Source organism: Subtercola boreus, assembly GCF_003399625.1.
GTDB classification, from domain to species: Bacteria; Actinomycetota; Actinomycetes; order Actinomycetales; family Microbacteriaceae; genus Subtercola; species Subtercola boreus_C.
The window spans coordinates 17,053-41,780 of the sequence record NZ_NBXA01000034.1 but is presented as its reverse complement, the minus strand read 5'-3'; the positions used below and the strand labels follow the sequence as shown (position 1 = coordinate 41,780).

The 24,728-nt window shown below is 66.4% G+C and carries 20 protein-coding genes; 11 read left to right on the top strand and 9 right to left on the bottom strand.

Translation table 11 applies throughout. The features are described 5' to 3' along the window. Positions 1 to 254 precede the first annotated feature (254 nt). Positions 255 to 773, bottom strand: a complete 519-nt coding sequence (locus B7R21_RS17625; RefSeq protein WP_253259896.1) for a CGNR zinc finger domain-containing protein — start codon at positions 771 to 773, stop codon at positions 255 to 257. Positions 774 to 834: 61 nt separating this feature from the next. Between B7R21_RS17625 and B7R21_RS17620 the strand changes: the two genes are divergently transcribed. Next, the gene (locus B7R21_RS17620; RefSeq protein WP_116284570.1) at positions 835 to 1,689 is read left to right on the top strand and encodes an alpha/beta fold hydrolase; all 855 of its coding nucleotides are present in this window, start codon (positions 835 to 837) and stop codon (positions 1,687 to 1,689) included. A gap of 77 nt (positions 1,690 to 1,766) precedes the next feature. Here B7R21_RS17620 and B7R21_RS17615 read toward each other — a convergent pair whose 3' ends face one another. Further along, complete coding sequence (locus B7R21_RS17615) at positions 1,767 to 3,173, bottom strand: flavin monoamine oxidase family protein (protein ID WP_116284569.1); 1,407 nt, start codon at positions 3,171 to 3,173, stop codon at positions 1,767 to 1,769. 205 nt (positions 3,174 to 3,378) lie between these two features. On the opposite strand from B7R21_RS17615, the gene B7R21_RS17610 reads away from it, so the two are divergent. Genes B7R21_RS17610 through B7R21_RS17600 form a run of 3 tightly spaced genes read left to right on the top strand, consistent with a single transcriptional unit; the run spans position 3,379 to position 8,503 of the window. Then, the gene (locus tag B7R21_RS17610) at positions 3,379 to 6,285 is read left to right on the top strand and encodes an aminotransferase (RefSeq protein ID WP_116284568.1); all 2,907 of its coding nucleotides are present in this window, start codon (positions 3,379 to 3,381) and stop codon (positions 6,283 to 6,285) included. Continuing rightward, positions 6,285 to 7,085, top strand: coding sequence for an SDR family NAD(P)-dependent oxidoreductase (locus B7R21_RS17605; protein WP_116284567.1), 801 nt, complete (start codon positions 6,285 to 6,287; stop codon positions 7,083 to 7,085). Before B7R21_RS17610 ends, B7R21_RS17605 begins: the two co-directional genes overlap by 1 nt. Continuing rightward, complete coding sequence (locus B7R21_RS17600; RefSeq protein WP_116284566.1) at positions 7,082 to 8,503, top strand: APC family permease; 1,422 nt, start codon at positions 7,082 to 7,084, stop codon at positions 8,501 to 8,503. The genes B7R21_RS17605 and B7R21_RS17600 overlap by 4 nt, the downstream gene beginning before the upstream one ends. On the opposite strand, the gene B7R21_RS17595 is transcribed toward B7R21_RS17600, so the two are convergent. Continuing rightward, positions 8,484 to 8,966, bottom strand: a complete 483-nt coding sequence (locus B7R21_RS17595; protein WP_116284565.1) for an Lrp/AsnC family transcriptional regulator — start codon at positions 8,964 to 8,966, stop codon at positions 8,484 to 8,486. The two genes, B7R21_RS17600 and B7R21_RS17595, sit on opposite strands and share 20 nt — an antisense overlap. A 73-nt stretch (positions 8,967 to 9,039) precedes the next feature. Continuing rightward, entirely contained in the window at positions 9,040 to 10,719 is a 1,680-nt protein-coding gene (locus tag B7R21_RS17590) for an amidohydrolase (protein ID WP_116284564.1), read from the bottom strand. A 152-nt stretch (positions 10,720 to 10,871) separates the two neighbouring features. Between B7R21_RS17590 and B7R21_RS17585 the strand changes: the two genes are divergently transcribed. From B7R21_RS17585 to B7R21_RS17565, 5 genes are all read left to right on the top strand, one after another. Further along, positions 10,872 to 11,867 (top strand): sugar ABC transporter substrate-binding protein, encoded by a 996-nt coding sequence (locus B7R21_RS17585; protein ID WP_253259894.1) that lies wholly within the window; start codon positions 10,872 to 10,874, stop codon positions 11,865 to 11,867. After that, positions 11,864 to 13,387 (top strand): ATP-binding cassette domain-containing protein, encoded by a 1,524-nt coding sequence (locus B7R21_RS17580; RefSeq protein ID WP_253259893.1) that lies wholly within the window; start codon positions 11,864 to 11,866, stop codon positions 13,385 to 13,387. The genes B7R21_RS17585 and B7R21_RS17580 overlap by 4 nt, the downstream gene beginning before the upstream one ends. Further along, positions 13,384 to 14,424: an ABC transporter permease gene (locus B7R21_RS17575; protein WP_116284562.1), complete on the top strand. Its 1,041-nt coding sequence runs from the start codon at positions 13,384 to 13,386 to the stop codon at positions 14,422 to 14,424. Before B7R21_RS17580 ends, B7R21_RS17575 begins: the two co-directional genes overlap by 4 nt. Positions 14,425 to 14,462: 38 nt before the next feature. Further along, a complete protein-coding gene (locus B7R21_RS17570; protein WP_116284561.1) occupies positions 14,463 to 15,092 on the top strand; it encodes a TetR/AcrR family transcriptional regulator in 630 nt (209 codons plus the stop codon). 96 nt (positions 15,093 to 15,188) lie between these two features. Then, entirely contained in the window at positions 15,189 to 16,775 is a 1,587-nt protein-coding gene (locus tag B7R21_RS17565) for an amidohydrolase (protein ID WP_116284560.1), read from the top strand. 10 nt (positions 16,776 to 16,785) lie between these two features. Here B7R21_RS17565 and B7R21_RS17560 read toward each other — a convergent pair whose 3' ends face one another. The 5 genes from B7R21_RS17560 to B7R21_RS17540 form a co-directional block, all read right to left on the bottom strand. Then, the gene (locus B7R21_RS17560; RefSeq protein ID WP_253259892.1) at positions 16,786 to 17,259 is read right to left on the bottom strand and encodes a DUF3237 domain-containing protein; all 474 of its coding nucleotides are present in this window, start codon (positions 17,257 to 17,259) and stop codon (positions 16,786 to 16,788) included. Beyond that, complete coding sequence (locus B7R21_RS17555) at positions 17,256 to 18,866, bottom strand: amidohydrolase (RefSeq protein ID WP_116284559.1); 1,611 nt, start codon at positions 18,864 to 18,866, stop codon at positions 17,256 to 17,258. Before B7R21_RS17555 ends, B7R21_RS17560 begins: the two co-directional genes overlap by 4 nt. Further along, on the bottom strand, positions 18,863 to 20,338 hold the full coding sequence (locus B7R21_RS17550; RefSeq protein WP_116284558.1) for an APC family permease: 1,476 nt from the start codon (positions 20,336 to 20,338) through the stop codon (positions 18,863 to 18,865). Before B7R21_RS17550 ends, B7R21_RS17555 begins: the two co-directional genes overlap by 4 nt. A 125-nt stretch (positions 20,339 to 20,463) precedes the next feature. Next, complete coding sequence (locus tag B7R21_RS17545) at positions 20,464 to 21,483, bottom strand: LacI family DNA-binding transcriptional regulator (RefSeq protein ID WP_116284557.1); 1,020 nt, start codon at positions 21,481 to 21,483, stop codon at positions 20,464 to 20,466. 9 nt (positions 21,484 to 21,492) lie between these two features. Further along, a complete protein-coding gene (locus B7R21_RS17540; RefSeq protein WP_172592259.1) occupies positions 21,493 to 22,563 on the bottom strand; it encodes a phosphotransferase enzyme family protein in 1,071 nt (356 codons plus the stop codon). An 84-nt stretch (positions 22,564 to 22,647) separates the two neighbouring features. Here B7R21_RS17540 and B7R21_RS17535 point away from each other — a divergent pair, with 84 nt between their 5' ends. After that, the gene (locus B7R21_RS17535; protein ID WP_253259891.1) at positions 22,648 to 24,021 is read left to right on the top strand and encodes an aspartate aminotransferase family protein; all 1,374 of its coding nucleotides are present in this window, start codon (positions 22,648 to 22,650) and stop codon (positions 24,019 to 24,021) included. Continuing rightward, entirely contained in the window at positions 24,015 to 24,698 is a 684-nt protein-coding gene (locus tag B7R21_RS17530; RefSeq protein ID WP_116284554.1) for a GntR family transcriptional regulator, read from the top strand. Before B7R21_RS17535 ends, B7R21_RS17530 begins: the two co-directional genes overlap by 7 nt. Positions 24,699 to 24,728: the final 30 nt, after the last annotated feature.

Below are 24,728 nucleotides of genomic sequence, written 5' to 3'. Positions count from 1 at the left end.
CAATGCATCGAGGTTGTCCCGGAAGCTGCAGGCCTCCGCGGTGCATCCCTTCGCCCCGGGAATCTCCGACCAGTTGTCGGGCTCGGCCTGTCCCGGCACGCCCGTGCGGGGGTAGACGAAGAGAACCCACCGCCCCTCCTCGTAGGACCGCAACCGGACGTCGCGGCCGTCCGTCGCGGCCAAGGAGGCGTCCGGGAGTCGTCTGCCCGCCAGATGCGAGGCGCCTGCGTCTTTCCGTGGTGGCAACATCAGGTTCAGCTCCGTGCCCGGCGTGCGTGCGTGCGTGCCTTCATCCTGTTGCCGCAGGCTGCCATGGAGCACCACTTCGCGGTGCCGGGGCGACTGTGATCGACGAGAAACAGGCGGCATTCATCATTGGCGCAAGCGCGGAGGCGACCCGGGAACTCGGCGATCACGCTCGACCACGCCAGCACAGCCCCTGCTGCGAGCCGGTGGTCGTCGGGAATGAGAAGTTCCCAGACCACGCCATCCGGGGTCACGCGTGGCGTGCGCACGGCGGTGTCGAGGATGCCCGCGAGCTCTGCGACCGTTCCTCGATCACCCTCGCGGACGATGGTCTGGAGTGCCTGCCGCGCACGTCGGATGCGCACGAGTTCGTCCGCGGATCCTGTCCCGCCCCAGCTGCGCGCAACGTCTCGCCCGGCCGCTCCCTCGAGACCGTCCGTCGCCACGCCCTCGACGACAGGCGCACTGTTCAACAGGGCCAGCAGCAGCTCCTCATCCTGAAGCATCGTTCTCCGTTCTCTCGTCATTCGGGCGATGGGTCCATGCTACCGTCGTGCTAACCAGTAAATCAAACTTAAGAGGTTAGTAATGACGACCGTCCACCACCGCACCGTCTCTGTCGACGGGCTCGATGTCTTCTACCGCGAAGCCGGCCCTGCCGACGCCCCGGTGCTCCTGCTCCTGCACGGGTACCCGACCAGCTCCCACATGTTCCGGCACCTCATCCCGGCGCTGGCCGACCACTACCGCGTCATCGCCCCGGACCACATCGGCTTCGGGCGCTCCTCCGCCCCCTCGGTCGACGATTTCGAGTACACCTTCGAAGCTCTTGCCCGCGTGACCGCACAGTTCCTCAGGGCCATCGGGGTGGCAAAGTACACGATCTACGTCCAGGACTACGGCGCTCCAATCGGTTGGCGCCTCGCCCTCGGCGACCCCGCCGCCATCGTGGGGGTCATCTCCCAGAACGGCAACGCCTACGAAGAGGGCTTCGTACCGAGCTTCTGGAACCCGATCTGGGCCGACGCCGCCGAACGCACCACCGAGACGCGTGACGCGCTCCGACCAGCCCTTGGCCGGGAAGCGGTCGAATGGCAGTACACCCACGGCGTCCCAGACCCGACGACTGTCGACCCCGACGCCTGGGAGCACGACCTCGCGCTCCTCGCGCGAGCCGGACAGAACGATGTGCAGCTTGCGCTGTTCCGCGACTACACCACGAACCGGGACCTCTACCCGGCAGTGCACGCCTGGCTCCGCACCTCCCACGTACCGGTCCTTGCGATCTGGGGACGCAACGACGAGATCTTCGACGCTGCCGGCGCACGGGCGTTCACCCGTGACGCCCCCGACGCTCGCATCGAGCTCATCGACGGCGGACACTTCCTGCTCGAATCCGACCTCGGCCTCGTGGCCGCCACGATCAGGGACTGGCTCGGGTAGCGATGAAGGCGTCGGCCTGCAGCTCGGCAGGGCGGTCGGCGTCAGGTGCCATGGCGTCTGGCTGACACCGCTTTGCACTACCTGGGGTTCGCGGCCGATCGAAGGCTTTCGACGGTCTCGGCCGCGAGGCGCCGTCCGACGCGGATGGCGCCGTCGACGTGCTGGTAACCTGCTGCCGCCACGTCGCTCGAACCGAAGCGGAGGGGGCCGACGGGTTCGAGCTGGAGAGCTCCGTACCGGGCGAGTCCGCCGAGGTCGAAGCTCGTCGCGTAGGCGCCCTGGGTCCATTCCTCGGCCGCCCAGTCGCTCTCGAAGTAGACGACGGGGTCAAGGGCTTTCGGGCCGTAGTAGCGTGCGAGCGATTCGAGGATGGCGCGCTTTCGTTCGTCGGCCGGGAGGGTGAGAACGGCGTCGGCCTTCTCGCTGGCGATGAATCCGACGAGGGTGCCCCGGGTCTCGCCGAAGTTGGAGTTGTCGTAGGCCTCGTGCACGAGCTGGTAGGGGCTGAACGCTGTCGCCGAGAGTCCGTCTTCGCGCCAGAAGGGTGACTCGTAGCTCGCATGGACCTTGATCACGAGGCCCATGGACTGGTGCTGGTTCGACTGTTGGCGAAGGCGGGGGAGGTTGGGTGCGTACTCGATCCGGTTCTGGAGTGTGGGCGGCAGAGCCACAATCACCCTGCGTGCCCGAACGACGAGATCATCCGTGCTCACTTCGACCACTTCGTCTGCGTCAGCGTCAGCCGGCAGGGCAGCTGCAGACCAGCGGATGCGCCGGACGGGCTGCTCCAGGCGGAGATCGTCGGGCGACAGCTCGGCCGCGAATGCCAGCGGCACCTGCTGCAACCCGCCGACCACGCGCTTGTCGAGGATGAAGTCGGCGTCGACCAGATTGCTGAAGCTGCCCGCGCTCGACGCCATCAGGAGTGCCTGCAGGAGGGAGAATGCGTGCGCCGGCTTCGTGAGCATGGCATCGGCGATGAAGAGGGCGATGTTGTCCCTCGCCTCACCGTCCCCGGTCTGCTGTTCGAGCCAGCCTCGGAAGGACACCTGGTCGAGTTCGACGGCATCGGGGTGCTGCCACGGGGCGGCAGGGTCGATCTCCGCCGTCATCTCATCGAGCCGACCGATGAGGCGTTCGATTTCGACCTTCGTCGATTCCGCGGCCGGGAAGATGTCGCCGGTGAAACGCCGGGGCACGTCGTCAGCGCCGATGTAGACGCTCTCGCCCCCGCGATACCGCGAATACGTCTCGAGGTCGAGTTCGGCGAGGGTCTCCAGGAGAGCGGTCTGGTCGGGTGAGACCCACTGGCCGCCGATTTCGTAGAGCTGACCCTCCCTGTGGTCTGTCCACAGCCGGCCTCCGACACGATCTCGGGCTTCCAGCACGATGACCGACAGTCCCTCTCGCTGCAACTGACGCGCGGCGGTGAGCCCCGTCACTCCAGCACCGATGACGACAACATCCCGTTCCAGGGGGTTCATTCCACTCATTCCGTCGAAAAGAGCCCGTTCTGATAACGGATCCGCAGCAATCATGCCACATGGCAGTTGTTTTGAGGAGCATCAAAATAGAAGATTGTCTAAATAAACATTAGTATTTTGCGCATTTAACTGAATATTATGGAATGATTGCGCCTTGACGGGTGGGAATACTCACGCCGCACTCAGATCGGCTGGAACCCATCAGATGACGAACTACGACTTCTTCTCCGCACCCTCCCTTCCTCGGCCGTCTGTGACGGAACACGACGCGACAGTCGTTGCCAGGGATCTGTTTCGTGTGTCCGGGCGGACGAGCGAACTGGGGAGTCAGCAGGATCGCAACTTCCTCATCGACGACGGTGAGTCCCGGTGGCTCCTGAAGTTCTCCAATCCGGCCTTCTCCACCCAGGAGCTCGACGCGCAGGACGCCGCAGCCAGGCGGGTGAACGAGGCCGGCATCGACGTTCCCCTAAGCATTCCGTCGATCGATGGATCTGCCATCCGTGCCGTGCACGTCGGCGGCGTCGACCTCGACGTGCGACTTCTCACCTTCGTCCCGGGAGAACCGCTGACCGATCGTGGCGTCTTCTCCGTCGAACAGGCCCGCTCCCTGGGGGACACCGCCGGTCGTCTCGCGGCGGCACTGGACGGCTTCGTGCATCCCGGTACGGAGCGGGTGACCCAGTGGAACCTCCGGATCGCGGCCGACGTCGTGCAGATGTACCTGCCCCACGTGCCCGACCCCGTGCGCCGCGAGCACATCCGTTCGGCCGTGGCGACAGCCCAGGCGGCGCTGCAACTGTTGACGGTCAAGCTCAGGTCGCAGCCCATCCACGGTGACATCACCGATGACAACGTCGTGATGAAACACGGTGCCGGGCTCGGTGTCATCGACTTCGGCGACGTTGCCGACAGTTGGGTCGTCGCCGAACTCGCCGTGACGTGCGCCTCCATCCTCCATCACAACCCGCGGACACCGCTGATCATCCTCGAGACGATCGACGCCTTCGTCAGGCACACACCGCTGACCGACGATGAACTCGCCGCTCTGTGGGACCTGATTGTGCTCAGAGCCGCTGTACTCGTCGTCAGCGGAGAGCAGCAGGTCGCCGTCGATGATGCGAACCACTACGCCTCGGAGAACCGCGACCACGAATGGATCGCCTTCGACGTCGCTGCGGCGCAGGACTCCGGGGTGATGCGCGCGCTGATCCAGGCTCGCGTCCGCCTCGCCAGTCGCGCCGCCATCGACCGCCCTGCCGCGCTTCTGCTAGCGGCCGCGCCGCTCTCCGTTCTCGACCTCTCCGTCGTCAACCCGGAACTCCGGGACGGGATCTGGCTGGAGCACGATGCTGAGGCCGTTCTCGCAGCGCGCACCTCCGCGACATCCGGAACCGCAGTCATGCGCTACGGCGAGTACCGGCTGACGCGAGCGACGCCTCACCAGACCGAGGAGACGGCGACGCTCGCGTTGGGCGTGGAACTCGTGCCGGCACCCGGAACGGTCTTCACCGCGCCGGTGGACGGCGCCAGCCGGATGGAGGGGGATGCGCTGGTTCTGGAGGCGGCCGGATACGAGATCTGGTTCACCGGACTCGACCCCGCTGCAGCGGGCCACCTCGCCGCGGGCGATCGCCTCGGGGTGGCGCGGCGGGATCCGGCTCGGCCCGATGCCCGCGTGCATGTCACGGTCCAGGTGACGCGCATCGCCGGAGTGCGCCCGAAGTTCTTCGCCACGCCGTCAGAGGCCGAGATCTGGCTGCGTGTCTGCCCAGACCCCTCTCCGCTCTTCGGCATCGAGCTCTCCGCCCCCGAACTGCGGAGCGAAGACGTGCTGCACCGGCGACTCGCCACGTTCGCCGAGGTTCAGGAGCACTACTACCGAGAACCTCCGGAGATGGAACGCGGGTGGCGGGAACACCTCATCGACGTTCACGCACAGTGCTACGTCGACCTGGTGAACAACGTCGCTCTGACGGGCCACGCTCATCCGCGGCTGGTCGAAGCCGTCAGCAACCAGTGGTCGCTGTTGAACACCAACTCCCGTTTCAACTACGGCGTGCTGCCGCGCTTCACCGAACGGCTCGTCGCCCTGGCGCCAGACGGGCTGGACACCGTCTTCCTGGTCAACAGCGGGAGCGAGGCTGTCGATCTGGCGTTGCGGTTGGCCAAGGCATACACCGGGAACGACGCTGTGCTCGCGTTCAAAGAGGCGTACCACGGGTGGACGGTGGGAGCCGACGCGGTCTCGTCGTCGATCGGGGACAATCCCCGCGCGCTGGAGACCCGGCCCGACTGGGTGCAGGTGATGGATGCGCCCCATCCCTTCCGCGGAAAGTATCGCGGTGCCGATGCTGTGGTCCACCATCTCGCGGATCTCGATGCCCAACTCGATGCTCTCGACAGAGACGGCGTGGGCCTGGCGGCCTTCATCGGCGAACCTGTCTTCGGCAACGCCGGCGGCGTGCTGCTGCCGGACGGGTATCTGGCGAGCGTCTTCGACAGGGTGAGAGCCCGCGGTGCGCTCACGATCTCCGACGAAGTGCAGGTCGGGTACGGCCGCCTCGGCGAGTTCTTCTGGGGCGCCGAACAGCAGGGCGTGACACCGGACATCATCACCATCGCGAAGGGGATGGGCAACGGGCAGCCGCTCGGCGCCGTCATCACCCGACGGGACATCGCTGAGAAGTTCGCCGAAGAGGGCAGTATGTTCTCCTCCGCCGGAGGCAGCCCGGTCAGTTGCATCGTCGGACTTGCCGTGCTCGACATCCTGCAGGAGGAAGGCCTGCAGGAGAATGCGCGGATCGTCGGCGGTGACCTGAAGGCGAAACTCGTCGCGCTCCAGGAACGCCACGACATCATCGGCGCCGTCCATGGCCTGGGCCTGTACCTGGGTGTCGAGCTCGTGCGGGACCGCGTCCTGTTGGAGCCGGCGACTCTCGAGGCGTCGGAGATCTGCGAGGAGCTGCTCCGGGCGGGCTGCATCGTGCAGCCGACCGGTGACTACAAGAACGTGCTCAAGATCAAGCCGCCCCTGAACATCACGATCGAGAGCGTCGACTTCTTCGTCGAGGCGCTCGACCGGATCCTCACCGCGCGAAGCGGGCGGTGATGCAGCACCGGGAGGAGCCTGCCGCCGGGGGAGTACTGGCCGGGCAGACGGCGATCGTGACCGGAGCGGGGAGCGCGCACGGGATCGGTTTCGCCTCGGCTGTGGCGCTGGGTCTGGCGGGTGCGGCCGTCGTCGTCGCAGGTCACGGAACCCGAGTGCTCGATCGTCAGGCGGAGCTGGAGAGCCGCGGCATCCGGAGCGGAGCATTCGTGGGCGACCTCACCGACCCTCTGCAGGCCGAGTTGCTGGTGCAGGAGACGGTCCGCCGGTTCGGCGGGGTGGACATCCTCGTCAACAACGCAGGGATGACCGCTTCGAACAGCCCCCAGGAGCAAGCCGGCATTCTCGACATCACCGTGGAGCAGTGGGTCAGTGGCATCGAACGGAACCTCACGACGGCGTTCCTGGTCTCGCGCGCAGCTGCCGCCGACATGACCCGCAGGGGATACGGGCGCGTCGTCACCGTCTCCTCCGTCTCGGGCCCGGTGGCCGCCTTCGCGGGCGACGTCGCCTACCACGCGGCCAAGGCAGGCCTTGTGGGCCTGACCAGAGCGCTCGCCCTCGAGTTGGCGCCGCACGGCATCGTCGCCAACGCCGTCGCCCCCGGCTGGATCGCCACAGAGTCCGCCACAGACGAGGAGATCGGATTCGGCACGAACACGCCGGTCGGCCGTTCCGGGCGACCCGACGAGATCGCCGGCGTCGTGGCGTTCCTCGCCAGCCCGGCCTGCTCGTACCTCACCGGCCAGCTCATCGTCGTCGACGGGGGCAACACGATCCAGGAAGCACGAACGACATGACCGGACCGCGACAGGGAGACAACTCGGTGAAGAATTCGGACGATGCACCCACGCCTCGACTCAGACGCGCACTGGGGCCCGGTGCCCTTCTTCTCTTCGGGCTGACCTACCTCGCGCCCGTCACCGTCTTCACGACCTACGGAATCGTGACCGCCTCGACCGACAACCACCTGCCGGCGGCCTACATCGTCGCGTTGGTCGCCATGCTCTTCACGGCCGTCAGTTACGGATTCATGTCCCGGGCGTTCCCGTCGGCCGGATCGGCGTACACCTACACGCAGCGGAGCTTCGGGCGGCACGTCGGATTCCTCACCGGCTGGACGCTGATGCTCGACTACCTCTTCCTGCCGATGATCAACTTCCTCCTGATCGGCATCTACCTCAACACCCAGTTCCCTGCGATCCCCGGATGGGTCTTCGCGCTCGCGGCTCTGCTGCTGGTGCTCCTGTTCAACGTGCTCGGCATCGCCCTCGTGGCCAAGCTCAACGTCGCGATCGTCGCTCTGTCCGTTCTGCTTGTCGTCGTGTTCGTCGCCCTCGGGATCAAGGAACTCCTCAGCAACCCCTCGGCGGAGACCCCCGGTCTGCTGGCCCCGCTCCTGCCCGGTTCCGGTGGTCTGGGGGTCATCTTCTCGGGGGCGGCCGTGCTTGCCCTCTCGTTCCTCGGTTTCGACGCGGTCTCGACCCTGTCCGAGGAGGCGAAGAACCCTCGCCGCGACATCCCGCGTGCCATCGTCCTCACCACGCTGATCGGCGGCGCCCTCTTCATCGTCGTCTCGTGGATCGGCGCGCTGGTGGCTCCCGACTACCAGGCGTTCGTCGACCTCGACTCAGCCGGGGTGGACCTGATGGCGAAGGTCGGCGGCACGCTCCTCACGTCGTTCTTCGTCGCGGTCTATGTGGTGGGCGCTTTCGGCTCGGGACTCACCACGCAGGTCAGTGTGTCCAGGATCATCTACTCGATGGCGCGGGACGGAGTGTTCCCTCGCTTCTTCGCGCGGTTGCACAAGCGGTTCCGCACGCCGCTTGGAGCGGCGATCGCCGTCTCGACCGTCTCGCTGCTGGCGTTGTTCATCACACTCGATGTCGCCGCCTCGATGATCTCGTTCGGGGCGCTCGTCGCCTTCTCGATGGTCAACCTCTCGGTGATCCGCCACCATCTCTTCCCGAAGGGCGGACGAGCGGAGGCGGCGACGGCACGCGACTGGGTCGTCTACGGGATCGTGCCGCTGGTCGGATTCGGGCTCACCGTGTGGTTGTGGACGTCCCTGACTCAGACGACCTTCATCGTCGGGCTGAGCTGGATGGCTGTCGGTATCGTCTACCTGGCCGTGCTGACCCGGGGATTCCGCCGGCAACCCCCGGCGCTGAGCTTCACCGACGTCGTCGACGACCGGGCTACCGCGGACCCCAGGTGAACCGGTGCGTGTGGATGTTGTAGTACGAGAAGGTCTCGCAGCGCGAGACGCCGGGGATCGTGCGGATGCGCCCGTTGATCAGTTCGAGCAGAGCTTCGGCGTTCACGGCGATGACCTCGACGAGCAGGTCGTATGAGCCGGCGCCGACGACGAGGTAGATGACTCCTTCGAGCGCGCCGATCTCGTCGGCGACCCTCTGGACGTCGCCCTCGACCGACAGGTGGAGCATCGCCATGCGCTCGTAACCCAGCTTGAGGGGGTCGGTGACTCCGACGACCTGCACGATTCCACGCTCCTCGAGCCGGCGGACGCGAAGTCGAGCGCCGCCCGCGGAGAGCCCGACTTCCGCGCCGAGTTCGGCGTAGGTCAGGCGCCCATCTGCCTGCAGAGCCACGATCAGCGAGCGGTCTATCGCATCGAGCCCATCGTCGGGCTGCACTGCTTCAGGGTCGGTGCCGGCCATGGATCCCCTCTCGCCTGGACGTCGAATGCGTAGGTCTCGTACGACCGTAGCGCAGGTCTGCCCGCGGGCGGCGTCAGGGTGCCAGGCGGAGCTCACCTGCCAGACAGGTCGCGACTATGCGATTGGTTGCCTGGGCCTCGGGGGACAGGCTGAACGGGTGGGATTCGAAGATCGTGAAGTCCGCGTCGAAGCCGGGCAGGATACGGCCCTGGCGATTCTCGTGACCGGCTGCCAGCGCCGCATGGGTCGTATAGCCTTCGTACGCCATCCGGACGGTGAGTGCCTGTTCCGGCTGCACCGGATCGATCTCGGGTGAGGCGACAGGTCGCCGGAGCTGGGCATCGGCCATCATGGCCCGAGGGTCGACCGGTGTGACAGGCCAGTCCGAGCCGAGAGCCAGCGGGATGCCGCGGTCCCGCAGGTCTCGGCACCTCCACCCGTGGGCTGCGCGCTCGGGCCCCACCCGCACCGACCAGTTGTCGCTGCGGTCTGCACGCGTGTGGTGGGTGCCGTGGATGGGCTGCATGCTCGCGATGGCCCCGACGGCCGCGAAGAGGTCCACCACGTCGTCGGGCACGGTTTCGATGTGCTCGATGCGATGCGGTACGCCTGACGACGACGCCCCCGCGTCGCGGAGAGTCTCGAGCGCGAACCGCACGCCTGCTTCGCCGATGGCGTGGGTGGCGGTGGGGATGCCCTTGGAGATGAAGTACCTGATCGCCTCTCTGTAGAGGTCGGTGTCGGTCCAGATCGAGCTGGTGCTCTCGCCGAAAGCATCTGGGGTGTCGAGCCACGCGGTCCCGCCGTCCACAGTGCCATCGATCATGAACTTGACCCCCTCGATGTGCCACCGCCGCCCGCCTGTACCCTGCTGTTCGGCGATCTCCTCCCAGACTCTGCGGGGCGAGTCGGGCGGGCACATCGGTGAGCAGCGCAGGCGGATCGGCAGCTCGCGGGTCTGTTCGATTCGTGTCAGCACAGCGAGGGCCGGGTCGAAGAAGTCCATCATGTGGCCTCCCGTGAGACCCCGGGAGGCCATCTCCTCGAAGACCGAGAAGACGTTGTCGGCCTGCGTCTCTGTCGATTGCAGGGGAATGGCCGCCTCCAGGAGAGCCATCGCGCTCAGCTCGAGGAGGTGTCCGGTCGGCCGGCCCTCGACGCCTGTCGGTATCGACGATCGGTCGTCGAACGTCTCGGTTCCGGTGATGCCAGCCGCGCGGATCGCCTCGGCGTTCGCCACAACGGAATGCACATCTCTCATCCGCAGCATCACCGGCCGGTGCTCCAATTCGCCCATCGACAGGGATTCGCCGCCGATGTGGCCCGTGAAGACATTGGGATCGAGCCCATATCCCAGCACCCATTCCGCCGGACCGAGGGTGGCAGCGTAGCGCTCGACAGTGTCCACGACCCGGGAGAGGGGGCCGACATCGGTCAGATCGACGCCACGGGCGAGTCCGAGAGCACCCCAGACGGGGTGGATGTGGGCATCGGTGAGCCCGGGGAAGATGACGCCATCGAAACGCTGAACGACGGTGTCGGGGCCGACGAGTCCCGAGAGGGAGGCCTCATCGCCCACTGCCAACACGCGGCCGGCCACGATGGCGCACGCCGTCGGCAGCGCCGTGGGCCGGCTGTGTCCGTCGGAGCTGGGCGCATCGACGGCGGCGAAGGTCTCGATCGCGGTAGCCACCAGCAGGACGTCGGCCTTCTGTTTCGGGTCGACCGTGCTCGTCGGGCTCTCTGTTTTCACGCTGATCCCCTCACTGCACCGCGGCTAAAGCCAACAGTGTTTGTTATGTGAAACCAGATCGTAACATCCATGCTTGTTTCCGGAAAAACAAACACTGTATGTTATCCAATCAACACCCACACGAAACAGCCACGACACCAGGAGGAATCACTGTGAAATCCCGAAACCTGCTCCGAGCAGCAGCCGTCATCAGCGGCATCGTTCTGCTCGCCACGGGGTGCTCGAGCCAAGCAGGCAGCACCGCGACCACCACCGACGCCAGCGTCGGCTCCGGTAAGGGCGCGGTCGCCATGAGCTTCGGTGGCCTCGACATCCAGATCTGGAACGACATGCTCACCTTCATGAAGCCGATGGTGGAGACCGCGGGCTACCAGTTCCTGGTCGACGACCCGGCGTGGAAGATCCAGACCCAAGTCAGTGACTGGGAATCCTGGGTCGCCCGTGGCGACGTCAAGGCCATCATGGGTTACCCCGTGCAGTCCGACTCCACCGTCGCCGTCACCGGTCAGGCCGACGCCGCCGGCATCCCCGTGCTCGGCTACGCCAGCGCCTGGGAGGGCACCACTGCCAGCGTGCTCATCGACAACCACGCCGATGGTCTCCGGCTCGGCACTGATGCGGGCAAGTGGATCGTCGAGAAGTACGGCTCCGGCACCCCTGTTCCGGTCGCTCTGCTCGGCTACCGCGACACCGACCTCGGCCGCGAGCGAACCGAGGGCATCGTGGAGGGACTCCAGGCTGCTGGAGCGAATGTCTCCCTCAATGAGAGCTCGGTGATCAGCCTCGACGACGGTTACGCAGCGGTGCAGAACCAGCTCACCGCCCAGCCCAACACCAAGGTCTGGTTGTCGATGGGCAACGATCCGGCTCTCGGTGCGTACCAGGCGCTCATCGATTCGGGCGTCGACCCTCACGCCTCTGACGTGCTCCTCGGCAACGTCGATGCAACCGACGACATCCTCAACATCGTTAAGGACCCGCAGTCGTTCTGGCGGCTGGTCTACATTCTTCCCGCGCGTCAGCTCGGTGAGGCGAATGCCCAGATGCTCATCGACGCGGCGGACGGCAAGCCGCTGAAAGATGTGACGATCAGTTCCACTCAGGTGACCCCGGAGAACGCGGAGTCATTCCTTCTGGCCAACCAGTGAGTCCTTCTTCAGCCCTGGCCGACACCGCCCGTGTCGGCCAGGGCGCTCCGCCCCGGCTCGAACTCATCGGCCTGACCGTGGAGTTCGGAGCCACGACGGCGCTCGCAGACGTCGACATCGCCATCGCTCCGGGGGAGATCGTCGGTCTGCTCGGCCACAACGGCGCCGGCAAGACGACCCTCTTCAACGTGGTCTCCGGCGTCATCCCCGCCAGCAGCGGATCGGTGCTGCTCGACGGCGCGGTACTCGGCCCGGTCATCACGCCCGCCGGGGCGGCCGCCCGGGGGATCACCGTCATCCACCAGGAACCGGCACTCGTGCCGAACCTGACGGTGTTCGACAATCTGTTCCTCGCGCGCCCGGGGGGCACCCGCAGAGAATTGCGGATTCGCGCTCAGGAGGCGCTCGATCGGGTCGGTTCGAGCGCCGACCTCGACCTGCCCGTGGCCGCCCTGAGCCTCGGCCAGCGCCAGCTCGTCGACCTCGCCCGTGGCATGCTGGGCAGCGACATGCGCCTGCTGCTCCTGGATGAGCCGACCGCAGCGCTCGGCAAGAGGGAGACCGTAGCGTTGCACGGTCTGATCAGGCGCCTGGCGGCTGAGGGCGTTGCGGTGGTGTACGTCTCGCATCGGCTGCCGGACATCCTGGACATCTGCACCCGTGCGATCGTGCTTCGCGGGGGGAGGCTGGCCGTCGACCGGCCCACCTCGGAGTTCACTCCCGCGACGATCGCCGAGGCGCTCGTGCCGGACCTCCGGGAAGTGAATCTCGCCTACAGCAAGCCGGGTGCCGAACGCATTGCCGTCCCCTCCTACGGAGTCAGCGCACGAGCGGGGGAGGTGGTGGGCGTGTTCGGCATGGCGGGAGGGGAGCAGTTCGACCTCGCGGCCCGTCTCGGTGGCGCGGACACTCCGATCCTGTGTGTGCTCGACGGAACGGAGGTCGAGATCGATTCGCCCCGGACGGCGCTGCGGCGCCGTGTGCACAGCGTGCCGCCGGATCGGGACACGGACGGGCTGCTCGGTGGCCAGAGCGCCATCGACAACGTCCTGTTGCCGTGGTTCGGTCACGGCGTCGGTTCCTCCTGGTGGGTCACCCCGAGAACGGGCGGGGAGATCTACGATCGCGCCAGGCGCGAACTGAACATCCTCGGCCCGGACGCGCGTGCCGAGATCTCGCAGTACAGCGGCGGGAACCGGCAGAAGCATCTGCTGGCGCGATGGATGTACCCGAGTCCCCCAGACGTTCTGGTGATGGCCCAGCCCACCCAGGGAGTCGACGTGGGTGCGCGTCTCGACATCGTCGATGCTGTGCGAGCCGCGGCCGCTGCGGGTGCCGCTGTGCTGGTCTGTTCGGCCGAATCAGACGAGATCGCCAGTATGTGCGACCGCAGCTACGTGGTGGTCGGCGAGCGCACCACCTCAGTGCCCCGCACTCCTGAGTTCAACGAAGACCTCCTCAGCGCCCTGCTCGCGCTTGCAGCCCCGACAGAACCCACACCGAAAGCAGCGAACGAATGAACCTCGGAAACGTCAAGATCTTCCTTGCGCGCAATGGCATATTCATTGCTCTGCTTGCGCTGATCATCCTCTTCACCGTGCTGAACCCTAACTTCCTCTCCCTGAACAACGGCCAGAACATCCTGACGCAGGCTTCTGAGCTGGGTCTGGTGGCTCTCGCGCTGGGCTTCCTGGTGATGTCGGGCACGATCGACCTGTCGGTCGGCTCGGTCGCTTCTGCGTCTGCTGTGACCGCCGGCCTCGTCATGTCGTCGACAGGATCGACTGTGCTCGGCATCGCCGCCGGGCTGTTCGTCGGGCTTGTGGCGGGCTGTCTCAATGGTTTCCTGGTCTCGTATCTCGGCCTCAACTCGTTCGTCGTCACCCTGGGTGCGCTGAGTGTCTGGGGCGGTCTGGCCATGCTCGTCTCCGGTGGCAAGACCGTGCCGCGGAGCGAACTCCCCGATTCCTTCCGAGAGATCGGAACCGCCGCCGTCGGCCCGGTGCCCGTGCAGATCGTCATCCTCGTCGTGGCGATCGTCGCTGCCTGGTACCTGTTGAACCGGACCACGTTCGGCAAGCAGATCCTCGCGGTCGGCGGCAGCCAGCGTGCCTCGCGGCTGATGGGAGTGAATGTCCCCCGCACCCGGTTCATCCTCTTCGTCATGTCGGGTGTCGTGGCCGCCTTCGCCGGCATCATGCTGGCCGCCAAGGTGCAGTCCGCCAGCCCGACGATCGGCGTCGGGATGGAACTCGACGCTCTGACCGTCGTTCTGCTCGGTGGTGTGGCGTTCGAGGGTGGAGTCGGGCGGATCAGTGGGATCGTCGCGGGGCTGCTGTTCTTCCGCGTGCTGCGAACCGGGCTCGTCTTCCTCCAGGCGTCGCCGTTCCTCCAGACGGTGCTTGTCGGAGCAACGCTCATCCTCGCCGTCGCCCTGGACTCGTCGATCCAGCGGGTGATCCGGTCGTCGTGGGCGAAACTCGGAAAGCGGGCAGTGGAAAAGGTGGAAGATGTAGAGCGGAGCGAAGGCTCTCCGGCGCTTCCGCAGCGACGGTGACAGCCGTGTAGTCGTGCGGCGCCGAAGGGAATCGACCAGTGGGAAGACCGAGCGAACCGCTGCTCTCCCGTGCGCTCATCGTGGAGACGGCGCTGCGGCTCGTCGACCGCGAGGGGCCGGATGCCCTGGTGATGCGCCGGATCGCCCGAGATCTCGACGTCAACCCCTCGTCGCTCTACAACCACGTGGAGAGTCGTGTCGACGTGATCGAGGAGATCCGGGGCATCATTTCTGCCAGCATCGACGGGGAGGCCTTCGTCACAGAGCCCTGGGCAGATGCAGTCATCTCGTGGGCGCACTCCTACCGGTCGGCGTTCGCCGCCCATCCCCGGGTCATCCCTCTGCTGACATCACAGGTCTCCACCTCGCCTGTCATCCTGAGGGTGTACGAACAGTTCACCCTTGCGGCGAACCGAGCGGGTTGGGCTGATTCTGACATCCTTCCCGTTCTCACTGCCCTCGAATCGTTCATCCTCGGATCGGTCCTCGACATGTCCGGCCCGACCGTCCTGTTCAACCCACGGGGCCAGGAGGCCGAGTTCCCTGCCTTCTTCCGTGCGTTCAGTGCCCTGAAGGCAGTCGATCAGAACGACCCGGTCGCCGGACCGGCGTTCGAGCTCGGACTGCGAGGGCTCGTGCGGGGGCTTCTGGAACTCAGGGCGCTCTAGCGGGGCGACTCTCCATTCGGGGTTTCCTTCTGTGAGGCGGCCCTAAAATAAACAAACACCGTATGTTTTACGGCACCCCGAACTCGAGGAGGCAACATGAGTGCTGTGTTGTTCTACGGCGGAACGATCCGCTTGGACAGTACGACCGACACTGCAGATGAACTGCTCGTGGTCGACGGAGTGGTCGCTGAGGCGGGTACGCACGTCCCGGCAGAAGCTGTCACCATCGATCTCGAAGGCGGTCTTCTTCTCCCTGCGTTCGGCGACGGCCACGTTCATCCGCTTCTCGCAGGCCGGGAACTGGCGGGGCCACAGCTGCGTGATGCGGCCAGTGTGAACGAGATCGTGCGCCGGGTCGCGGACTGGTCGGAGAACTCTTGGCAGCCCTGGCTGATCGGTGGAAGCTACGATGCCACCATCGTCGACGGCGGCCTGTTCGATGCGCGATGGCTCGACGCGGCAGACCGGGACCGGCCCATCGTCCTCCACTCGTGGGACTACCACACGGTCTGGGTCAACACCGCTGCCCTGGAGGCGGCGGGAATCACGTCGGCCACCGCAGATCCCGCTTCCGGTCGGATCGCTCGCCGGCCGGATGGTTCGCCGCTGGGTACTCTCATCGAGCGCCCCGCCATCGATCTGGTTCTCGGTCGCGCTCCGCAGCCGAGAATCGAAGACGACGTGGAGTCGATCGTGTGGGCCAGTGAACGCCTCGCCGAACGCGGGATCGCCTGGGCGCAGGAAGCGTGGACGGAGCTCGACCAGATTCCGGCCTGGATCGCCGCCGGCCGGTCGGAGAGACTGTCCGTCGATTTCGACCTCGCCCTTCGAGCCGACCCGGGTCTCTGGCCCGGCCAGCTGGGCGCCATCGTCGCGGCCGCCCGTTCGTTCGACGACGTGGAGGGCCTCACCGCACGGACGATCAAGTTCTTCGTCGACGGAATCATTGAGACCCACACGGCCCAGATGCTCGAGTGCTACCACGATGCCTCGCACAGGGGCATCGCCAACTGGCCTCCGGAACGGCTCGTCGACGCCGTCGTCGAGTGCGATCGTGCCGGGTTCGATGTGCACCTCCACGCCATCGGGGACGCTGCGGTCCGCAGCGCCATCGACGCTGCGGAGGCCATCCGCGAGAGCCTCCGCCGAGGGAGACGACTCACCATCGCGCATGCCCAGGTGATCGATCCCGAGGACCTTGCCCGTCTTGCGTCTCTCGACGTGACGATCTGTTTCCAGCCGCAGTGGGCGGCCCTCGACGATGTGATGGCGAAACTGACCCTGCCTCGACTGGGTGCAGAAAGAGAACTCCAGTACCGCATCCGGTCAGCCCTGCAGGCCGGAGCGCGAATCAGCTTCGGCAGCGACTGGCCTGTGGCCGCTCCCGACGTCATCTCCGGCATCCAGACAGCGGTGACGCGCCAGAACGCGGAGGGACAGCCGTCGGAGGGGTGGTATCCCGCAGAGCGCATCAGTGTGCACCACGCGCTGGATGCCGCCACAGCCGGCGTCGCCTATCAGGCAGGAGACGAGAAGACACGAGGTGCCTTGGGGGCAGGCTTCCGCGCCGACCTGGTCTGGCTGGACCGGGACATCCGGGAGGTCGCGCCCGAGCGCATCACGGAGGCGCGGGTGCGAGGGACCTGGCGCCGGGGAGAGCGAACGTACTCGGCTCCCGAGTGACGGGGCGGTCTTAGTCGACCCGGTAGGCGACGTACCGCACGGCGTCTCGCGTTCGAAGACACGAACCGATGAAGAGTCGTCTCTCCAGTTCCGGGTCGTGAGCGCATTCGAGCGTGATCTGGGTGCGGAAGTAGTACGAGTCCGGGGCGACCTCCGATCCGTCGAGGAGGGCCTGGAGTGTCTTCGGCGTGCCGGTTCGAACGCCGGCAGCGTGGATGAGGACCAACCCTCCACCTCGCGTTCTGGCAGAGTAGCGCGCATCCAGTTCGACGGTGCCGTCGGGGCGCACCACCTGCCAGTCGGCGCCCCCGGGAAGCACTGTCGCCTCGATGTCGCCGGTGATCTCACCGCCGGAGATCGGCACCACACGTCGATGACCGACCCGCGTCGGGCCGTGATCCTCGATCGGGCCCAGGTGCACCACCACGTCGAAGCACCGGGTGAGCGACGGCACGGGCGGAACGGTCATCGACGTGGGGGTCATGTGTGGTCGACCACGATCTCTCCGTCGATCATCGTGAGCAGGACGGCCGCCTCGGCGAAGGCATCGGCGTCGCCGAGAGGATCCCGATCGAAGGCTGCGAGATCGGCGCGAGCGCCCTCGACGATCTGACCACCCGGCTCGCCCACCGATTGCCAGTACTGTGACGTGTACCCCTCCAGCGCCCGCGCCGCGGAGATCGTCTGGTCGGCTCCGACCGGCTCGGCTTCCGGACTGCCGGCAACCCGGCGGAGCCGCGCTGAGACCATGATCGCTTTCGGGTCGTAGGGGGCGATCGGCCAGTCGGAACCGAGGGCGACGGTGATGCCGTTGTCGCGCAGGTCCCGGATGCGCCATCCTCGCGCTGCCCGTTCGGGCCCGAGACGCTCCGACCAGTTGTCGGTGCCGTCAGCGCGCACGAAGTGTGTGCAGTGGGTCGGTTGCATGCTCGTCGAGGCGTGGGATTCCGCGATCTCGGCCAGAACGTCGTCGGGGAGAGTCTCGATGTGTTCGATGCGGTGGGTGAGCACGCCGGCGGTGTTGTCGCGGATCGCCCTGGCCACGAACGATACGCCTTTGTCTCCGATGGCATGCGTGGTCGTCGGTACTCCGTGGGAGTCGAAGTACGAGAGCGCCCGGACGTACTCGTCGGGGTGGAGCCAGAGCGACGAGGTCGAGCGGCCCTGGCTGTCGGGTTCGAACAGCCAGGCCGTGCTGTTGTCGATCGTTCCGTCGATGATCAGCTTCACCCCGCGCACGTGCCATCGTCGGCCGTGCCGTCCCTGCATCTGAAGCAGTTCCTCGAGCCGTGCCTGGCCGGCGCCCGGCTGCAGCCACGGCGAGACTCGCAGCCGGATCGACAGGTCGCTGCTGTTCTCCAGGTCGTCGAGGATGTCCAGACTGTCGGGCAAGGCGAAGTCCAGCATCTGGCCGGAGGTCAGGCCGGTTTCTGCCATGCCGTCGAACAGGGTGCGCAGGGCCTCCACGCGATCCTCGCGCGACACCTCGGGGATGAACGAATGCACCAGTCCCTGGGCCGAGTTCTCGTACAACACCCCGCTCGGTTTCCCCGACGGCCGGAGTCCGACCGAACCGGCGTCGGCGAACGTCTCGGCACCTGTGATGCCGACGAGGTCCAGAACGGGCTGCGACACGAGCGAGGCGTGCGCATCGAAGAACGTGAACTGCAGCAGTCGATCATCCGCGATACCGTCGAGGATGTCATTCGACCAGGCGCGTCCCTCGAATGCCGTCGGGTCGAAGCCCCAGCCGGCCACCCAGCCGTCCGGGTGTTCGGCCACCTCCGCGCGGAGAGCGTCGCGCACCCCGTCCCAGGTGCGGATTCCGGTGAGATCGACACCACGCGTCATTTCGTAGCCGGCAATGGGGTGGATGTGGGCATCCACCAGACCGGAGGTCACGGAAGCGGATCCGAGGTCGATCACCCGCCTGGCGGATGCTGCGGGGGCGGCGCCCATCGAGCGCTCGCCGACTCCGACGATGATTCCGTCACGTACCGCGACGTAGCCGGCCCGCGCACCGCCAGCAAGGGTTTCGGGCGTGATGATCGAGCCGAAGATGACGATGTCGGCCGGTGCGAATGTTGTCATGAAGCGATCTCCTCAGTGCCGCCGATGCGGGCGTAGACGGACGGACGGGTTCGCCGCCACACCGACGCGAGCACGGCGCCGATGATGAACGAAGCGGTGACGGCGGAGATGAGGATGGTGTTGACGACCGGCCCCGCTGCCGTGAGCAGGTCGAGTGTTCCGATGAGGGCCGTCAGCAGAGCGAGCATCGCGAGGGCACTGAGGACGGCTGCGGGAAGGACGTACCAGGCACGCGCTATGTTGCGATGGCGGACGAAGAACACGACGACCGCGACCGAGGTCAGGGCCTGCAGAGCAACGATGCCGATGGCGCCCGGCCCATTCACCCACAGCACGAGCTGCAGGTAGGGGTCTGCCCCCACCGCGGCGAAGAGCCCGACCACGACCGCGGCGAGCACGGTCTGCACGAGCCCGGCCGGCCAGGGAGCTCCTGTCGTCGCACCGGTGCGGAAGAGCGCCCGGGGGAACACGCCATCGCGTGCCAGAGCGAAGGAGTAGCGATTGATGGCGTTGTGAAACGCGAGCTGGGCTGCGAAGACGCTCGTCACGACCAACACGTACATGGTGATCTCAGCCCAGGGGCCGAGATACTGGGCGGCCAGCCGGAAGACGAGGGTCGCGGAGTCATCGGCGGCACCGGCGACGGCGTTCGCTTCACCCAGCGCGATGATGATCGCCCAGATGATGAAAGCGTAGAACAGTCCCATGAAGATGACGGAGATGTACGTGGCGCGGGGAATGGTGATGTCGGGTCGGCGAGCCTCGGCGCGGTAGAGAACGGTCGATTCGAAGCCCATGAAGGCGGCGAAGGCGAACCCGAGGATGGCGAGCATCCCTGGGTTCATCAGCGTGGCGGGGTCGAACGAACCGAAGGTGATGCCGGCTGCGCCGTGCTGCGCGAAGACCGCGACGGCGAAGATGAGCAGAATCAGCGTCTCGGCCGAAAGGAGGACCGCGAGCAGTCGCGCGCCCACGTCGACTCCCCGGGAGGCGACGACATAGACGGCCGCGATGCAGAGCGCGGCGAGCAGCCACCAGGGCACATCGACGCCCGACACGATCTTGATCAGCCCATTGGCCTGTACACCGAAGAGCCCGTAGAGCCCGATCTGGAGCGCGTTGTACGAGAACCAGGCGAGGGTCGAGGCTCCGAGACCCAGAACCTTGCCGAGCGATTCAGCGATGTACGTGTAGAACCCGCCGAGGGCTCTGATGTGCCGGGTCATCGCCATGAAGGCAACGGCGAAGATCGCGAGGACGAGCCCGGCGATCAGGTACGCCAACGGTGCACCGATGCCGCCGATCAGGATGGCCAGGGGGCCGATGCCGGCGATGACCGTGAGGGGGGCGGCGGCCGAGATGACGATGAAGACGAGGGAACTGACTCCGAGAGCGTTGCTGCGGAGTGCTGTGCGTGCGGTGGTGCTGTCGGGAATCGCCGTGGTCGGGGATTCCGCGGAGGTGGTCGGCATGTCTTGCTCCTTTGCAAACGCGGACGCCAGCCGGAGAAGGGCTGAGGCACAGGGCGCAGTGCGCCGATGCAAAATCGATTATGCATGTGTTCGGCTGGAAACACCAGCACCACTTTTCCCCGGATTCACCTGCCGGTCAGTCGGCGGGTCGAATCCCGCAGCACCAGCTCGTAGGGAACGTGGATGGTTCTCGTCGAGGTGGGCGCGTTCGCGGAGGTGTTGGCGGCCTCCTCTATCGCCTCGATCAACGCCTCGACGCAGGCCGCCCCGATGGCGCGTGCTCTCAGATCGATGGATGAGACCGACGGAATGGTGGCAGAGAGGGCGAGGCTGTCGGGCCAGCTCGCCAGCAAAATATCGACTCCGACCCGTCTGCCCATCTTCGTGAGGGTCTGCAGGGCGATCAGAGCGGTCCCCTCGGCCGCGCAGAGAACAGCATCCACATCGTCTGTCACGGCTGCTGCGATCTGTTCGCTGATCTGCTCAGGACCGACGTCGGGGCCGAGGATGATCGTCGTACTCCGGATGCCGGAGTCTTCGACGGCGAGGTGGAAGCCCGCGGCGACCTCCCGCGACCACGCGGCAACCGGCGGGGCGATGACGCCGAGAACGGATCGCGCACCCCGGTCGACGAGATGCCGCACCAGTTCGGTCGCCCCAGCGTGGTTGTCCGACGTCACGATGGCGGCGGGCGCGGGAACATCGGCCGGCGGCGCCTCGCCGCTCACGACCGGTCGCCGACCCCGGAGCAGTCGGGCTGCCATCTCGTCGCCGTCGTGCGGGTCGATGACGATGAAGCCGTCGAGGTGATCCTCGAAGCGTGTGTCGTTGCTGATGGACTTCGGTACGACGGTGACCAGGATCCCCTCCTCCTGCGCCCTGGTCACCACTCCGTACACGACGGCCATGTAGAACGGGTAGCTGAGGGGGTCGTCGGGCACGTGCAGACCGATGGATCCCGAACGGGACACGCGGAGGTTCCGGGCGACCGTATTCGCCACGTACCCGAGCTCCTCGGCCGTCGCGCGGATGCGGTCTCTGGTCTCGGCCGATATGCGGCCCTTCCCGCTGAGGGCCGAAGACACGGTGCCGCGAGCGACGCCGACCCGGTCGGCAATGTCCTGAAGCGTCACCGGTTCTTGCACGACTCCAGACTAGGCCGGGTGGGGAGCCCGCTCGTCCAGCCCGTGCAGGAGGAGTTCGGCTGTCCGGACAGAACCACGCATGCGGGCGGCGGCATACGCGGCCCGAGACGAGCCGAGTCGCGAACTCCAGACGGCGGCGTTCGCGGTGAGTCGCGCAGCGGCCAGCGGAAGAACGACCGTGGACTCGGCTGCCGTGACGGGCACGGACTCCGACCATCCGGTGAGCACCTCCCTCACTGCGGCAAGGGGTTCTCGGCTGTTGCGGGCTGCGTACGCTGCCGCGATGATCGGCTCCGAGATCCGTACGCTCTCGAGCATGTCCCCGAAGTCGAGTATCCCCACCACTCTGGCTGGGTCCTGAAGCGAGCCGACGAGCAGGTTCGAATCGTGCAGGTCATGGTGCACCACGGCCCTGGGGAGGGTTGCCAAGAGAGGTTCGACGCAGTCTCGGAGGAGGCGGCACACGTCGTCGGCGACGGCAAGCAGGCGTTCGACCGAAGGGAATCCCTCGGCGGTCGGGAAGCGATGCTCGGAGGCGTACCGGATTTCTCTCACTGCCGCATCGATAGTGGAGCGCGAGCGCGTGATCTCCCAATCGTGCACGGGGAGCCCGGCCGGCGCTTTCTCTCTCAACAGGGCGCCGTGCAGCCGAGCGGCCGTTCGCCCGACCTCGCGCAGGAGGGGGGTGGTGGGTGGAGCGTCTTCGAGAGGGGTTCCGACCAGCCATTCCGAGGCCTGGAGCAGGACAGGGCGTCCATCGACCTCCCCCACTGCGGTGAGCGCACCGTCCACGGCTCGAATCGGTCGAGCCACCGGCAATCCGGACTCCGCCAGTCTCGAGACGACCTCATGTTGCCAGCGGATCGTCTCTGCCGAGTCGGCGCGATCCCAGAAGATCTTCACGGCCATCACGGAGCCGTCGATGGCCTGCGCCCGGCAGACGGTGGAGCTCTCGGCGCCGAGAAGGGTCAGCTCCCCGATGGCAGATCCGTAGTGGGTTGCGACAAGCGCCGCCACCGCTTCGGTCGACAGATCCACTGCATCGGAAGCGGACCCGTCGCTGGCGTCTCTGCTGGTCATGAATTTCCTCTCGACCGCGCACAGCAAGAAGTGCGCGGATTGGTCACCAATATATAGTATTGAATAGCAATCTAGGAGGATGCCATGGATTCTGCCGACACGATGCATATGGTCAACAGCTTCGATCCGGCGGCCGGGGTCGAGCTCGAACCGCGCGCGGCGGCGCTCATCGCCCGCCGTCAGAAGGTTCTCGGAGCTCCCTATCGCCTGTTCTACGAACGCCCCGTCGCGGTGAGTCGAGGGTATGGCGCACTCCTTTTCGACGCTGATGACCTCGACTACCTGGATGCCTACAACAACGTGCCGGCGGTCGGTCACTCGAATGAACGGGTGCAGGCGGCCGTGGCCGGACAACTGGGTCGGTTGAACACACACACCAGATACCTCACGGATTCCGTCGTCGATTACAGTGAGCGCCTGCTCCACCTCTTCCCGCCGCACCTCAGCCAGATCATCTACGCGTGTACGGGCAGTGAGGCCGTCGACCTCGCACTTCGTATCGCTTCGCACGCCACCGGTGCCACCGGACTCGTCATCACGGCGAACGCCTACCACGGGACGACTCAGTCTGCCGCAGCCATCTCGCCGAGCCTCGGCCCCAACAATCTTCTTCCGCACCATGTCGTCACCGTCCCGGCGCCCGATCCGCTTCGCGAGGCACCCGGCGAGCTGGCGACCCTGTTTGCCGACCGCGTCGAGAAGGCGATAGCCGAATTGCGGCGACGCGGTGTGGGCTTCTCTGCCCTCATCGTCGACTCGGTTCTGTCCAGTGACGGGCTGGTGACGTCGCCGAGTGACTTCTTGCGGGATGCGGTCGACGTGGCACACCGCGAGGGAGGCCTGTACATTGCCGACGAGGTTCAGCCGGGATTCGGGCGACTCGGCTCGGAGTGGTGGGGCTTTCTCCGGCTCGCTGTCGAACCGGATCTGGTCGTGCTCGGAAAGCCGATGGGCAACGGAATTCCGATCTCGGCCGTCGTCGGACGAGAGTCCCTGTTCGACGCGTTCGGCCGTGATGTCCGCTACTTCAATACCTTCGGTGGAAACCCGGTCAGCATCGCTGCGGCCGGTGCAGTTCTCGACGAGATCGAAGAACGGGGCCTGCTCGCGCAGGCAACCGCTGTCGGATCGCTGCTGAAGCAGGGACTGGAGACGCTGGCCTCAGAAGAGCAGCGGATCGGACAGGTGCGGGGGGAAGGGCTGTTTCTGGCCGTCGAGTTCGTCGATCCCTCGCGGGATGACCGGCACAGACGGCCGGCAAACGCCGGTTCCACGGCCCCTGATCCGGTGCTGGCTTCACAGGTCGTGAACGGCCTGCGCGAGCGCAGGGTCCTTGTCAGCGCATCAGGCCGTTACGGCAACGTCCTGAAGATCCGGCCGCCACTCGTCTTCGACGTTTCGCATGCCGAGCGGTTGCTCGATGCGCTGGGCGCTGTGCTGGAGGCCGGTCGATGGTGACACCGACGGCGATCGCCGATCACCTCCGGTCGGACATCCTGGACCTCCGATTCGGCCAGGGCGAGTCGCTCCGGGAGGTTCCGCTGGCGGAGCGATTCGGTGCCTCGCGCCGCTCGGTCAGGGAGGCGTTGATCGAGCTCTCCCGCGAGGGGGTTGTGACGCACGAGCGCAACCGAGGTGCCCGGGTACGCCAGTTCTCCCTGGCTGACATCGATGATCTCTACGCCGCGCGGTCCGTGCTCGAGTCCGAGGGTGCCCGCCGCTCTGTGGATGCCGACGAGGCTGCTGTCGACAGCGTTCAGACAGCACTCTTCGAGCTGCGGCGGGCTGCGGCAGACGGACAGGACACTACGCGTCACGCTCGTGCTGATGTTGCCTTCCACGCGGCTGTCGTCGCACTCTCCGGCAGCGCTCGGATCGACGACTTCTTCGAGCGTATCCGGGGCGAGATGACGTACGCGATCCGTCTCCTGCAGCGGCAGGAGGTCGTGCACGGACAGAACGATTCAGAGGTGTTGGGCGATCACGAGCGAATTGCGGCTGCCGTTCTCCGTCGGGACCCCATCGCCGCAGAGGCTGCCGTCCGTGAGCACATCCGAGTGAACAACCAGCTGCTGAAGGTGATCGCTTCCAGTGCCGATTCACCGCGGGCGTCCAGCGCCGCGTCGTCGCCTTAGCGATACTGTGAGCCATGACATATTGGCAGA

Bases quoted from the DNA above. Each gene is read 5' to 3' on its own strand.
- B7R21_RS17600 (WP_116284566.1), top strand. From the start codon at position 7,082: ATGACCGGACCGCGACAGGGAGACAACTCGGTGAAGAATTCGGACGAT.
- B7R21_RS17610 (WP_116284568.1), top strand. From the start codon at position 3,379: ATGACGAACTACGACTTCTTCTCCGCACCCTCCCTTCCTCGGCCGTCT.
- B7R21_RS17620 (WP_116284570.1), top strand. From the start codon at position 835: ATGACGACCGTCCACCACCGCACCGTCTCTGTCGACGGGCTCGATGTC.
- B7R21_RS17560 (WP_253259892.1), bottom strand. From the start codon at position 17,259: ATGACCCCCACGTCGATGACCGTTCCGCCCGTGCCGTCGCTCACCCGG.
- B7R21_RS17540 (WP_172592259.1), bottom strand. From the start codon at position 22,563: ATGACCAGCAGAGACGCCAGCGACGGGTCCGCTTCCGATGCAGTGGAT.
- B7R21_RS17595 (WP_116284565.1), bottom strand. From the start codon at position 8,966: ATGGCCGGCACCGACCCTGAAGCAGTGCAGCCCGACGATGGGCTCGAT.
- B7R21_RS17550 (WP_116284558.1), bottom strand. From the start codon at position 20,338: ATGCCGACCACCTCCGCGGAATCCCCGACCACGGCGATTCCCGACAGC.
- B7R21_RS17530 (WP_116284554.1), top strand. From the start codon at position 24,015: ATGGTGACACCGACGGCGATCGCCGATCACCTCCGGTCGGACATCCTG.
- B7R21_RS17625 (WP_253259896.1), bottom strand. From the start codon at position 773: ATGACGAGAGAACGGAGAACGATGCTTCAGGATGAGGAGCTGCTGCTG.
- B7R21_RS17575 (WP_116284562.1), top strand. From the start codon at position 13,384: ATGAACCTCGGAAACGTCAAGATCTTCCTTGCGCGCAATGGCATATTC.
- B7R21_RS17565 (WP_116284560.1), top strand. From the start codon at position 15,189: ATGAGTGCTGTGTTGTTCTACGGCGGAACGATCCGCTTGGACAGTACG.
- B7R21_RS17615 (WP_116284569.1), bottom strand. From the start codon at position 3,173: ATGAACCCCCTGGAACGGGATGTTGTCGTCATCGGTGCTGGAGTGACG.
- B7R21_RS17605 (WP_116284567.1), top strand. From the start codon at position 6,285: ATGCAGCACCGGGAGGAGCCTGCCGCCGGGGGAGTACTGGCCGGGCAG.
- B7R21_RS17535 (WP_253259891.1), top strand. From the start codon at position 22,648: ATGGATTCTGCCGACACGATGCATATGGTCAACAGCTTCGATCCGGCG.
- B7R21_RS17555 (WP_116284559.1), bottom strand. From the start codon at position 18,866: ATGACAACATTCGCACCGGCCGACATCGTCATCTTCGGCTCGATCATC.